Raw genomic sequence first — 15,272 nt, 5'->3', positions numbered from 1 at the left:
CATCATGCCTTCCTGAAGAGCTCGATCAGGTCGTCGGCCGCTGACTCATCCGCCGAGCCCTGGTAGATCGCCTGGAGCAGAGAATCCAGATCGTCATCGATGTCAAGGCCGCTGTCGCTCGCGGCACTCAGAGGGGAAACGGGGTTGGAATCGAGGGGGAAACCGTACCGGCGGGATTCGGGCAGGGCGGCCTCGCTTCGGGGGGACACCTGTACGTCGGAGGCCACGAGGGCGGCGAACTGCCTCAGGGTCGGGAACTCGTAGATGCGAGTCGCAGACACCGACAGTCTGAAACGACGGTTCACCGCCTGAACCCACTCGACCGCCAAAATCGAGTCCAGCCCCAACTCCACGAAACTGCGGTCCGGGTCGATATCCTCCACCCCAACGAACAGCTCAGCAGCCAACAGCTCAGCCAGGTCCGCAATGAGAGAGTCAAGTTCCACTGCGTCTTCATGCTGGGCGGGGTGGCAGACACCGGAGTTGAGCGGCAGCGTTGCGGAGGCCGGCTGCTCCCGGTCAAGCTGAGGGACAACCATGGCGGCGAACTGCCTCAGGGTCGGGAACTCGTAGATGCGAGTCGCAGACACCGACAGTCCGAAACGACGGTTCACCGCCTGAACCCACTCGACCGCCAAAATCGAATCCAGCCCCAACTCCACGAAACTGCGGTCCGGGTCGATTTCCTCCACCCCAACGAACAGCTCAGCAGCCAACAGCTCGGCCAGCTCGTTCACCAAGTCCTGCGTGGACTCGCAGTTCTGCTCCGGGTGCGGTGGCGGGGTCTCGTCGTCGACCTCGGCGCCGAGAGCCCGCAGGGAGATGTTGGTCGGCCTGGCCGTAGCGGGCAATGGCCGGTGCATCTCCATCGCCATCTCCGTAGCGGGGCGCAGCCCGATCGGATGGGTCTCCTCGGGCGCTACCTCGATCGACGCCGCGGGCTCGCGTTCCGCGTGTGAAACAGTCATCGTCTCGACGGGCGCCTTCTTGGTCTTGGTCGTCCACCGAGCATCGGTACGGCCAGCCCAGAACTGCGTCCGGGCAAACGGATAGGTGGGCAGGTGCAACAATGCGGCACCAGTCGCTGTCGCTGGGATCTCGTAGCCCTGGCAGTAGAACTCGGCGAGGGTGCGTAGTGCCTTGAGCTGTTCCATTGCGGGGGCATCGGGGTCCGCAGCCGTGACCGCTTGGGTCTCCACCAGTTCGAGCACCACCGGATTGGTCTCATGGTCCCGGGCGACGGTGCCGCGCCTGATGTGCATGGAGCTCCCGCGGGAGGCTGCCTTCTTCAACTCGTCCTTTGCAGCCTGCACCCCCGTCGCCACGATCGCGCAGCGATGGACGAAGTGATGACGTCCGACGCCGAGGGTCCTGGCCAGGTTGGCAAGAAGGGCTGGGCTTTCTGACTGTAGCTCGAGCCAGTTTCCCAGGTCCCGCAGCCTCTGCTCGAGCTCGTCCTCGGTCTTGGCTGAGACGAGCAACAGTTGTCCGACAGAATCGGAGACGCTCCCTTCGCCTTCCCACTGCGACCGGGTGGGACCAGCCTCGAGGATGACGTGGGCGTTGGTACCGCTAAACCCGAAGGCACTCACGGCTCCGCAGCGCCTTGCCCCGGCAGACGGCCACGGGGTGAGGGACTGGTTGACCCGCAGCGGGCTGGAGTCCCAGTGGATGTAGTCGCTCGGCTGTTCGCAGCCCAGGCTCGGAGGAACGTTCTCTTGTTCCATCGCTAGCACCAGCGCGGTGATGCCCACGAGACCTGAGGCGGCCTGGGAGTGCCCCAGATTGGGCTTGGTCGACGTCAGCAAGCAGGGGTGTTCCCGGCTCGGGCTCGCGTACGCGGCAGCGAGTGCGTTGACCTCCACCGGATCGCCCAGCCGCGTGCCAGTGCCGTGGGTCACTACATGGTCGATGTCGGCCGGGTCGATCCCGCTCCGGTCCAGAGCATCGCGGATCAGCTTCTCTTGTGCCTCACCTGAAGGCGCGGTGATGCCGTTGGTTCGGCCGTCGCCGTTGACCGCGCTGGCGAGCACGCGCGCCAGCGGCCGACGCCCGTCCCGGCGGGCCTCGGACTCGCGCTGCAGGACAACGACGCTGATGGCCTCGCCGGGCACCATTCCGTCAGCCCGAAGGTCGAAGGCTCGGCACATCCCGGACGGTGAGAGCATGCCCGCCCCATTCATGGCATCGATGAAGGTGGGGGTGGCGAATAGGTTCACGCCCGCTACCACCGCGATGTCACAGTCCCCGACACGCAACGAGTTGCACGCCTGATGGAAGGCGACCAGGCCAGAGGAACAGGAGGTGTCAACTGCGATGTGCGGTCCGGTGAGATTCAGGAAATACCCCATGCGCGCGGCCAGTACCGAGTTGGTGTTGGACGTGATCGGGGCGTTGCTACCGACGACGAGAGAATAGTCCCCTGCCTCGGCTCCTACGAAGACGCCGATTCGTCGCTCGGCGATCTCCTGCGGTCCGACGGCCGCATCCTCAAGCCCGCGCCAGATCTCTTGAAGAAGCAGTCGCTGGCGAGGATCCATCGACGTCGCCTCACGCGGCGAGATCTCGAAGAACGGGGCATCGAACTCGGCCAAACCGTCGAGAGCGCCGAACCAGCGCTGACGGTCCTGGTCCCACTGGCGATCGCTCGGGGTCGACCCAATCAGGCTGTGTCCCTGGGCAAGCACCTCCCACAGCTCCTCAACCGTGCGAGCGCCGGGGAAGCGGCCAGCCAGTCCAACGATCGCGGGCATGTCCTCCGGGCCAGAAGCCTTCCGGGACGTGTCTACTAGGTTGGCTGGGGACGGGGACGGCTCGATGTGAACGGCAGCGGGTGCGTTTGAAACCTGGAACCAAGCAGTCAAGTGATCTCCGTGTTCGGCGACCAGGTGGTCCGCCAACCGCCGATTGGTCGAGTGGCTGTACAGGACATCGGGAGTTAGCTCCAGCCCCAAACGCTCCTGCAGCACACCGGCGAGTTCCACCAGCGTGATCGAGTCGAATCCGCATTCATCGAAGCTTTCCTCGGGGTGTTGATGCTCGATCGGCAGCCGCGAGACCTGCTCAATCGCCTCTGCAATGGCAACCGAAGTACACTCGGGCAGAGTCAGGCCCACGAGCGTGGGGCTCCAGCCCGATCCGCCCGGCGGCGACGGCTCGACCGGATCCGGCTCGGCTGCTGGCTCCTCCGGTGCAGCGTCAGCGAGGTGCGTTGGCAACTCAGCCAGTACGGTTCCGAGGTTGGGGAGCCAGTGTTCTTGTTTCTCGAAGGGGTAGCCGGGCAGGCTGGTGACCGGGGTGTTCGGGTAGAGATTCCGGGGATCGGGGTGGTATCCCTGGCAGTAATAGTCGGCCAGAGCCTCGGTGATCTCCTGAAGATTGTTACCCGAGTCACGATGGTTCCGAGCGAGTTCTTCAACCGCAGCAGCGATAGCCGGCCTAGGAACAAATCCTTTAGCAACCGTCCCACGACTGATCTGGGGATCATCATCCCCACGGACAGCCGCACGCAGCAGCCGCGCAGCATCTTCCGCATTTCGAGCCGTGATCGCGCACCGGTACGCAAAATGATGACGCCCGATCAGCAAAGTGTTACTAGCAGCGGTTAGCTCCCCAGGCTGGTCGTGATCATCAAACCACTGTGCAAGCTGTTCCAAACGCTCCTGAAGCGCCTCCGAGGTCTTGGCCGAGACCACCAACAACGTGGCCTCACGATCCACAACCACCCGACCATCGGGTGCGGGTGCCTCAACCACCACATGCGCATTCGTCCCAGAAATCCCAAAACTCGAAACCCCAGCACGACGCAACACACCACCAACATCACCCCACTCACGACACCGATCAACAACCTCCAAACCCAACTCATCCCACGCAACAAACGGATTCAACTCCCCCACATTCAACGACGGCACCAACACCCCAAACCGCATCTCCAACAACACCGCAATCAACGACACCAAACCCGACGCAGCCTGCGTATGCCCCAAACACGACTTCACCGACGACAACGCAACCGGCACACCACCACCAAACACCACACCCAACGCATTAACCTCAACCGGATCCCCCAACCTAGTCCCCGTCCCATGCGCCATCACATGAGACACCGAACCCGGATCCACACCCCCAACACCATAAACACCAGACAACAAATCAACCTGAGCAGAACCAGACGGCGCAGTAATCCCATTAGTCCGACCATCATAATTCACACCCGACGCAACAACCGACCCATAACTACAACCAGGAACACCACCACGCTGCAACACCACAACCGCCACAGCCTCACCAGGAACCATCCCATCAGCCGCAGCACCAAACGCCGAACAACAACCCGACCCAGACAACATCCCCGCATCAGCCATCGCATCAAACGCACCAGGATGAGTAATCACATGCGCCCCAGCAACCACCGCCACATCACACTCACCAGCACGCAACGACAACCACGCCTCATGCAACGCAACCAAACCCGACGAACACGCCGTATTAATCGCCAAAACCGGACCACGCAAATCCAAAAAATAACTCAACCGAGACGCCAACACACCCGAATGATTCGACACCAAACCACGATCAGGATTCGGCAAATGCTGATAGTCACCATCCTCAACACCAACAAACACACCCACACGACGCGCAGCCAACTCATCCTTACCCAAACCGGCATCCTCCAACGCATGCCACATCTCCTGCAACAACAACCGCTGCCGCGGATCCATACTCACCGCATCCCGCGGAGAAACCTCAAAGAACCGCGCATCAAACTCAGCAACCCCATCCAACGCCCCCATCACCCGACGCCGACCATCACCCCAACCCGGCCGCAACCCAGACACATCCCCCACAACCGACTCACCACCACACAACACCGACCACAACCCCAACACATCACCAGCACCAGGGAACCGACCAGCCATCCCCACCACATAAACCGGCTCATCAACACCAACACCACCAACAAACCGGCCACCTGACACCACCGGCACCGACACAGCCTCACGCTCCACCACATCACCAACCGGAACCACACACCCCTCCACAGGACCCCGATACCACTCAGCAAAATGGTCACCAAAACGCTCAACCAAATACCCAGCCAACAACCGACACGACGGATACGCATAAAACAAATCCGGAGTCAACTCAACCCCAAACCGCTCCCGCAAAACCCCAGCAAACTCCACCAACGTGATCGAATCAAACCCCACATCCAAGAACGAATCATCAACATCCTGACGCTCAACAGGAATCATCAACACATCAGCAACAGCACCCACCAACTCAAACTCAACACACCGCCCCAACGACCAACCAGACATCACCTCACGCCAACCCAAACCAACCCCACGATCCACAACATCAACGACCGCCGGCAGAGTCTGCGGTACCACACCGATCAGAGAAAGGCTCCACACAACGACGCCGGCAGCATTGAGTGCGGTGACCGTCACGCCCGCTGCCTCGCGGTGCACTACGGCCTGTCGGAAGGTTTCCGGAGAGTCGCCAACCCACGCTGCCCCGAGTCCGAGCTGCTCGTCAGGAAGCCAGGCTGCAATGGCTCGCTCCATGAGGGTCAGATCGGCCGCAAGCCCGGAGGCGTCCAGTTCCCCTCGCGCCTCGGTGTGACGATCCAGCACCAGCCAGTTACCCCCGTCGGTGCGTGCCTCAATGGCAACCGGAAGCTCTAGGCGTTCCAGTTGCTCCGGCAGGTTGTGCGCGACCTCCGACGTCACGCCCGTTATGGCCTGACCCCAGACCCTCGGTTCGCCGGCCGTCACGAGGGACCATGCGATGCGATTCCCGCTCACCGGTCGCAACTCGACTAGAACCTCATCCTTGACGGACAGAACACCCTGCCTCCCGAGGTCCTCGAGGCGGATACCGCCTCGTGCACCCGCTGGGAGGCTCAGCATCAAGGACTCCCAGACGAGGGCGATCTCGGCCCCTTGAGACAAGGACCCCGCGTCGATCCAATCCTCGTTACCGCTGAAGCGCGTGGCGAAACGCTGAGCCTCCAGGTCGGAGCGGTTCTCGCGCACCAGAGCACCAACCCCTGTGAGTCCATCCTGCAGCCGAACGACGGTTCCGAGGTTGGGGAGCCAGTGTTCTTGTTTCTCGAAGGGGTAGCCGGGCAGGCTGGTGACCGGGGTGTTCGGGTAGAGATTCCGGGGATCGGGGTGGTATCCCTGGCAGTAATAGTCGGCCAGAGCCTCGGTGATCTCCTGAAGATTGTTACCCGAGTCACGATGGTTCCGAGCGAGTTCTTCAACCGCAGCAGCGATAGCCGGCCTAGGAACAAATCCTTTAGCAACCGTCCCACGACTGATCTGGGGATCATCATCCCCACGGACAGCCGCACGCAGCAGCCGCGCAGCATCTTCCGCATTTCGAGCCGTGATCGCGCACCGGTACGCAAAATGATGACGCCCGATCAGCAAAGTGTTACTAGCAGCGGTTAGCTCCCCAGGCTGGTCGTGATCATCAAACCACTGTGCAAGCTGTTCCAAACGCTCCTGAAGCGCCTCCGAGGTCTTGGCCGAGACCACCAACAACGTGGCCTCACGATCCACAACCACCCGACCATCGGGTGCGGGTGCCTCAACCACCACATGCGCATTCGTCCCAGAAATCCCAAAACTCGAAACCCCAGCACGACGCAACACACCACCAACATCACCCCACTCACGACACCGATCAACAACCTCCAAACCCAACTCATCCCACGCAACAAACGGATTCAACTCCCCCACATTCAACGACGGCACCAACACCCCAAACCGCATCTCCAACAACACCGCAATCAACGACACCAAACCCGACGCAGCCTGCGTATGCCCCAAACACGACTTCACCGACGACAACGCAACCGGCACACCACCACCAAACACCACACCCAACGCATTAACCTCAACCGGATCCCCCAACCTAGTCCCCGTCCCATGCGCCATCACATGAGACACCGAACCCGGATCCACACCCCCAACACCATAAACACCAGACAACAAATCAACCTGAGCAGAACCAGACGGCGCAGTAATCCCATTAGTCCGACCATCATAATTCACACCCGACGCAACAACCGACCCATAACTACAACCAGGAACACCACCACGCTGCAACACCACAACCGCCACAGCCTCACCAGGAACCATCCCATCAGCCGCAGCACCAAACGCCGAACAACAACCCGACCCAGACAACATCCCCGCATCAGCCATCGCATCAAACGCACCAGGATGAGTAATCACATGCGCCCCAGCAACCACCGCCACATCACACTCACCAGCACGCAACGACAACCACGCCTCATGCAACGCAACCAAACCCGACGAACACGCCGTATTAATCGCCAAAACCGGACCACGCAAATCCAAAAAATAACTCAACCGAGACGCCAACACACCCGAATGATTCGACACCAAACCACGATCAGGATTCGGCAAATGCTGATAGTCACCATCCTCAACACCAACAAACACACCCACACGACGCGCAGCCAACTCATCCTTACCCAAACCGGCATCCTCCAACGCATGCCACATCTCCTGCAACAACAACCGCTGCCGCGGATCCATACTCACCGCATCCCGCGGAGAAACCTCAAAGAACCGCGCATCAAACTCAGCAACCCCATCCAACGCCCCCATCACCCGACGCCGACCATCACCCCAACCCGGCCGCAACCCAGACACATCCCCCACAACCGACTCACCACCACACAACACCGACCACAACCCCAACACATCACCAGCACCAGGGAACCGACCAGCCATCCCCACCACATAAACCGGCTCATCAACACCAACACCACCAACAAACCGGCCACCTGACACCACCGGCACCGACACAGCCTCACGCTCCACCACATCACCAACCGGAACCACACACCCCTCCACAGGACCCCGATACCACTCAGCAAAATGGTCACCAAAACGCTCAACCAAATACCCAGCCAACAACCGACACGACGGATACGCATAAAACAAATCCGGAGTCAACTCAACCCCAAACCGCTCCCGCAAAACCCCAGCAAACTCCACCAACGTGATCGAATCAAACCCCACATCCAAGAACGAATCATCAACATCCTGACGCTCAACAGGAATCATCAACACATCAGCAACAGCACCCACCAACTCAAACTCAACACACCGCCCCAACGACCAACCAGACATCACCTCACGCCAACCCAAACCAACCCCACGATCCACAACATCAACGACCGTGTCCAGGTCCTCGGCGGGTGCTACGGAGGGCTGCTGCTCGGTGAGCGCCTGGCTGGGTTCAAGCTCTATCTCCGGATTCTGGGCGGGCGTGGGTTCGGGGGAAGGCTCGGTCCCGAATCGCGGCAGGTCGAACATCCAGTAAGGCTCGCGCGCGAAGGGATATCCCGGCAGGGAGATACGACTCGGGTAGCCATCCTGATACTCGGAGCGCCAATCAACTAAAGCACCGTCGAGCCATGCAGCGACCAGCGAATCGATGTCGCCCGGCACCCCGGTGAGCGCCGGCTTGTGGTGCCGGGGCAGCGTGGCGCGCAGGTTCTCGTCGCTGTCGGGGTCAGCCAGGAATCCTCTTAGCCCCTCACGAAGGTCCTCCATTGATGCCGCTCGGATACACAGGCGGTGATTGAAGTGCTCGCGACCGGTCTGAAGGGTGAAGGACACCCGTGGTAGATCCTCATCGCCAAGGTCGCTTGTCTTGCCAAGCAGCGCGTCGGCCGAGGCTAGAAGCTGTTCGCTGCTCCGTGCGGACAGCAGAACGGCAGTCGCGGCGTGAGAAGTCGAGGTACGTGGTGACATGGTGAACTCCTGGATGATGAGATGAGCGTTCGATCCGCCCGCCCCGAAGGACGACAGACCGGCGACGCGCGAGCCAGACTCGGTGGAAGACCACGGCGTCAGTTCACGCTGGACGGCAAACGGGGTCTCGTCGAAGTTGATGAGCGGGTTGGTGGGTTCGCTGTGTAGGGAAGGAACCAGCGTCCGGTGCTGAAGCTGGAGGAGCACCTTGGTTAGTCCAGCGATCCCGGCAGCAGCCTCGCAGTGTCCAATGTTGGACTTGACGGAGCCCAGGGCGATAGATCCCTTCGGTGCATCCGGGAAGGCTCGGATGAGGCCACGAACCTCGACAGGGTCGCCTAGGCGGGTGCCAGTGCCGTGGGCCTCGATGTATCCGACGGCCCTGGGATCGATCTCGGCTCGCTCTACCGCCGTCAAAATGGCCTCGGACTGGGCGACGGGGCTGGGGACGGTGTAGCCGTTGGTCCGGCCACCATGATTGATGGCCACGGACTTGATGACACCGCGGATGGCATCGCCATCGGCCAGCGCTTTGGCGAGAGGTTTGAGGATGACGGCGCCTACACCCTCACCGGGCACGTAGCCATCGCCCCCGGCCCCAAAGGACTCGCAGCGGCCCTTGGTCGACCCGAACTTCGTGGACGAGAGGGCCAGGTACTTGGCCGGGTGTAGCGACAGGTTGACCCCGCCCGCGACGGCGACGTCAATGCTGCCGGTCCGTAGCGCAGTGCAGGCCAGTTCGATGGCCGTCAGCGACGAGGAGCAGAGGGTGTCGACAGCCATGGATGGACCGCCCAGGTTCAGGTGGTACGACACCCGGTTGGCGACAGAGGCGAGATTCCCATTGACCGAAACGGGGTTGCCTCGCGCCTGCTCTTGGGCAGCGTGGAGCTGGTACTCGTTCCAGGTAACCCCGACGTACACACCGGTGGCACGGCCTTGAGCCGAGTCGAGCTCCTCCGGAACGTAACCCGCGTCCTGGATGGCATGGTAGGCGCACTGCAGGAACTGACGCTCCTGCGGATCCATGGTGGCCGCCTCCCGCGGCGAGATGTTAAAGAACAGGGGGTCGAAAGCCTCGACCTCGTCCAGGAATCCTCCCCAACGCATATAGGAGCCGTTACCCTCGGGGTCCCAGGCGTAGGTCTCCGGGGACCAGCGCGTCGTCGGTACCTCACCTACCGAGTCACGTCCGGCAGCGAGGTTGCGCCAGAACTCGTCCACGTCCCGGGCTCCCGGGTAGCGTCCGGCGAGACCGATGATGGCGATGTCGTAGGCGCCTGTCGCTGGCGTAGTTGGTGCGATCTCATGGTCGCGTCTTTCCGGGACCGTCCAGGGATCTGGCTCCTGAGCCGGCTGAGGATGGGCGGCGGGGGCTAATGGCGCGGCGGTGGGCTGGAGGGTGGCCAGGTGGGACGCCACTTCGCCCAGCGTTGTGTACTCGAAGAACATTGTCTTGGGCAACGTCCCGTAGCGCTGTTCGAGGAGTTCAGTGATCTTCAGGATGGAGATGGAGTCCATACCGAGCCGCTCGAGAGGGGCGGCCGGGTCGAGCCACTCCACCGGCGTTTTCAGCACCTCGACGATGACTTCCTGAAGGTGTGGCATCACCTGTTCCGCTGTGTTCTTGGTTTCCCTCGGTAGCTCTGTGGTCTCGGCGGGAGACTCCGATCGCACGGCTGCCATGGCGTCTGAGAAAGTGGTGCCCGGGCGAACGGCAAACGCGAGTATCTGGGCGCTCGGCGCGGCGACGGCCGCCCGTAAGGCTTGGAGTCCCGACCCGCTCGGGATGGGCGCCCAGCCCCAGGTAGCAGCCATGGAGTCCAGCTGTTTGTCGGCAATCCGCATGCCTCCGTCGGCCCAGATCGACCAGTCGACGGTGAGCGAGTGGCCGTTACGCAGTCCAGCACTAACCTGCGCGGCACGGACGTTGGAGAACTCGTCGAGAAACGCGTTCGCGGCGGCGTAGTCACCCTGTCCCACGTTGCCGCGCACGCCCGAGACGGATCCGAAGCAAACGAAGTAGCGGAGGGAAACGTCGGCAGTGGCGAGGTCGAGGTTGATAGCGCCAACGGTCTTGGGATCAAGGACCCGGGCAAGGTCTGCGGGATCCTTGCGGAGCAGGTAGTCATCGGAGATGACGCCGGCCGCGTGGATCACACCCGTCAGGTCCTCCGAAAACTCTTCGACGACAGCCTTAACCGCCGATAGATCCGTGACGTCCACTGACCGGTAGTGACCCCGCCCGGGTTCAGCGAGTTCGTCGAGAATGCCGTCGATCCGAGCATCACGTGCCGCACGCCCGAGGGCGACGACACAGGTTCCAGGCGATCGCAGCACATCCGCAGCGATGAGGCGTCCGAGACCACCCATACCGCCGGTCACGAGATACGTCCCGGGGTGCCAGTTGGGGGTCTCGTTAGGAACATACTCTTCCCAGACCGGGACGAGGCGGGTGCCATCGGCATAGCGGACATGGGGTTCGCTAGACGATCGCTCGGCATCCAGGAGCCGGTCCAGTTCCTCAACCGCCACTTCATCCACCTCGATGAGCCGGGGCCTGAGGAGGGGCTGTTCCAAGGCACCGGTGCGGAGCATGCCGCTGAGTCCTGATAGGTGGTCATCGCTGTGCGTGACCAGGGTCAATGAGAGAGGTTCACGCAGCCCACGAAGTTCCTGCTGTAGTCGGGTTAGAAGGGCGTCGGCGGCGGACCGGAAGTCGCCCCCTGCCAGCGGCTCGTTCCCCGGGACCGGACGCGTGGCGAGGCGCCCTGCGAGAAGCGTTAGGGTACGCCGCTTGGCCGACGCCACAGGCGCCGCTGCGGTCGGCTCCCATCTATGAGCCGCGAGGAACATGCGGGCCGAGGCCTGATTGTCCTCCTGGGACTCGCTAGAGGTAAGGCCGACGATCTCCACGCACACACGTCCCGTTTCGTCGGCAATGTCGATGTCGAAGCGACGCCACATCGCCGCATTACCACCGCGGGGACGCACGATGGCCACTGCTCGTTCGGGAATGGCACAGTGTGCGCACACCTTGTCGACCGCCATGGGAAGCCAACGCGTCTCGTCGTTCACGTTCGCGACGCTCAGTACGGCCTGGAACGCTCCGTCCAACAGACCGGGGTGGATGGTGTCTCCAAACTCTTCGGCTGTCGACGCGACGAGTTCCACCAGCGCTCCGTCTTCGCCCACCGCGATGCTGGAGACCGCGCGGTGGGCAGGCCCGTAGGACAGACCCATGCGCTCGAACTGCGCGTACATATCGTCCACATCGACGACGTGGGTGTAGGTGGCACGCAACGCTGCAAGGTCGAGCCGCTTGGACGTTGTCCCCGGCAGGACTCTGGCGTGTCCGGACGAGTGAACAATATCTGGCTCGGCCGGGGAGACGATCGAGACATCAGCGCCGTCGCCGACCGGACGTAGGCGGATGCTTAGCTCAGAAGGCGTCTCAACGACCACCGGACGGATGAACCCGAAGTCCTGGAGGACCACAGTCGAATCAGTTCCAAATTCAGGGTTGGCCAGCCGCATGGCGCACTCCACCATGGCAAGTTGGGCAGCCGCCGGCAGCGTGGGACGACCTGCGATACGGTGATCGCGTAGGAAGCTCTCGCCCCCACAGAAGCGGCTGGTGAACCGCAGAGACCAGAAGTCGGATGTGTTTTCGTGGACGAGCGGGTGGAGTTTCGTTGCCTTCTCGGCGACGGTTGCAGCCGGCTCAACCCAGTACCGACCGGGCTCGAAAACGTAGCCAGGCAAGGTGACGACAGGGAGGTTTGTCCCTTCCCACAGCGCACAGAACGCATTCGTGTAACCGTTGCAAAAGGCCTCGCCCAGGGTCTCAAGGCAGTCACGTGGGTTCTCGGCCTCGGAGCGGCACAGTTGCCTCGCAAGGTCCTCGAGCTGCCCAGCCATGGTCGACCGAGGCCGGAAGTCGCGGGTAACCGAGCCACGGGCCACGGACCGCAGACGTGTTTCCGACGAGGCCGCCGCGAGTACGTCTCGGGTTTCATCCCACGACTCGACGACCGTTGCCCAACGCTCCGGTAGGTGCTGCCGGCCCACAGTGAGTGTCCGGCTCACGTGAGCCAGATCGGGCAGCAATTCATTGGGCTGGTCCGCAACCCAGCGGGACCATGCCTCGACCTGACGATCGAGCGCCTCGGGGGTGTCCGCACTCAGGACGAGCAGATGAGGGCCGGGACGAGTGCCTACGGCAACGTCGGGTGCGGGTGCCTCAACCACCACATGCGCATTCGTCCCAGAAATCCCAAAACTCGAAACCCCAGCACGACGCAACACACCACCAACATCACCCCACTCACGACACCGATCAACAACCTCCAAACCCAACTCATCCCACGCAACAAACGGATTCAACTCCCCCACATTCAACGACGGCACCAACACCCCAAACCGCATCTCCAACAACACCGCAATCAACGACACCAAACCCGACGCAGCCTGCGTATGCCCCAAACACGACTTCACCGACGACAACGCAACCGGCACACCACCACCAAACACCACACCCAACGCATTAACCTCAACCGGATCCCCCAACCTAGTCCCCGTCCCATGCGCCATCACATGAGACACCGAACCCGGATCCACACCCCCAACACCATAAACACCAGACAACAAATCAACCTGAGCAGAACCAGACGGCGCAGTAATCCCATTAGTCCGACCATCATAATTCACACCCGACGCAACAACCGACCCATAACTACGACCAGGAACACCACCACGCTGCAACACCACAACCGCCACAGCCTCACCAGGAACCATCCCATCAGCCGCAGCACCAAACGCCGAACAACAACCCGACCCAGACAACATCCCCGCATCAGCCATCGCATCAAACGCACCAGGATGAGTAATCACATGCGCCCCAGCAACCACCGCCACATCACACTCACCAGCACGCAACGACAACCACGCCTCATGCAACGCAACCAAACCCGACGAACACGCCGTATTAATCGCCAAAACCGGACCACGCAAATCCAAAAAATAACTCAACCGAGACGCCAACACACCCGAATGATTGGCCGTGATTGGTGTATCCGCTTCCAACCTGGAGAGGTATCCGCTGTCCTCGGCACCGACATACACGCCGATGCGTTTGTCGGTCAGATCGGCCGAGCTGAGTCCGGCGTCCTCCAACGCATGCCACATCTCCTGCAACAACAACCGCTGCCGCGGATCCATCAGTTCCGCTTCTCGGGGGGAGATGTTGAAGAACCTGGCGTCGAACTCGTCGATCCCGTCCAACGCCCCCATCACCCGACGCCGACCATCACCCCAACCCGGCCGCAACCCAGACACATCCCCCACAACCGACTCACCACCACACAACACCGACCACAACCCCAACACATCACCAGCACCAGGGAACCGACCAGCCATCCCCACCACATAAACCGGCTCTTGGTTGTCGGAGGAGTGCGGCGCCTCGTGGTTCTCCGACGCCAGAGGCGAAGGCTCCTCGGGAGCCGAGGCATTCTCGGCGAAAGTCGGCACCGTCTGGGGCACACGAGTCTGCTCCTCATACCGGCGGGCGAGGGTCTCCGAATCTTTGCTCATCAGATGCGCAGCCAGGCGCTGCAGAGTCGGGTGGCTGTAACACACGTCTGGCAACAGGCTTATCCCAAGCCGTTCCCCGGCCACTCCGCAGAACTCGACGAGGCTGATGGAATCTAGCCCGTAGGAACGCAGTTCCTCGTCAATCTCAATCTGATCCACCGGGACTCGCTGCAGCTCGGCAAGGGTGTCGGCGAGTTCCCACTCGAGGCACTCGAGGGCGCTCCAGCCAGACATGAAGCCCTTGCGACCGGGGCTGGGGACGAGCGTGGGTGCCGGCTCAGCGAGCAGCCGGCCGACGAGGTTCCCGTCAGCGGCATACAGCTCGCACTGCTCGTCGCGCAACACTGCCCACGCCGCAGGCGCGAAGTCAGACGAGGCCTCCAAGCTACGAACGGTTCCCGGCAACAAGGCTGGGAGTGCTCCGCCCGCGATGTGGGGCACCCTGTCCAAGCCCTTCAGCCGCACCAGGGTTGGTTGCGGGTCAGAGCCGCGGCTCCACGTCCCCTCAGTCCCGGATAGGGTCGCGACCTCGGTCAGGCAGGTCTCGCGCACTGCTGTCAGGTCGCCCGTAGGCGCCTCGGATAGCCGGGCGAGGCCGGACAACCCGGCGGAGCCGTCCGCGTCGCGGAGCCGAACCGTCCACTCAACCGAGCCTGATCCCGAGGCCGGCTTCACATCCACGACTGGCGGGTTGGATGGGGTCACGGTAAGCGATACGCAGGGCGAAGTGATGTCCAACCGGATCCATTCCCTCTGCCCGACAGCCTTATGAATCGCAGCTCTAGCCAAGCCGAGTTGGCTCTCGAGCCCGAGTGTCCGAGAGGCTGTTTGGGAGGCGAGCGCCTGGGAGATCATTTCTGTGCCTTTCAA

The 15,272-nt window shown here is 62.0% G+C and carries 1 protein-coding gene; it reads right to left on the bottom strand.

Features of this window, described 5'->3' with window-relative positions; all coding sequences use genetic code 11:
• Positions 1–2 precede the first annotated feature (2 nt).
• Positions 3–15,083 carry an SDR family NAD(P)-dependent oxidoreductase gene (locus EL272_RS04820; RefSeq protein ID WP_211097995.1) on the bottom strand — a complete coding sequence of 5,027 codons (15,081 nt, stop codon included), beginning with the start codon at positions 15,081–15,083 and terminating at the stop codon, positions 3–5.
• Positions 15,084–15,272: the final 189 nt, after the last annotated feature.

The sequence above is a fragment of the Arachnia propionica genome (assembly GCF_900637725.1).
Lineage (GTDB): Bacteria > Actinomycetota > Actinomycetes > Propionibacteriales > Propionibacteriaceae > Arachnia > Arachnia propionica.
This window is presented reverse-complemented; position numbering and strand designations above follow the sequence as displayed.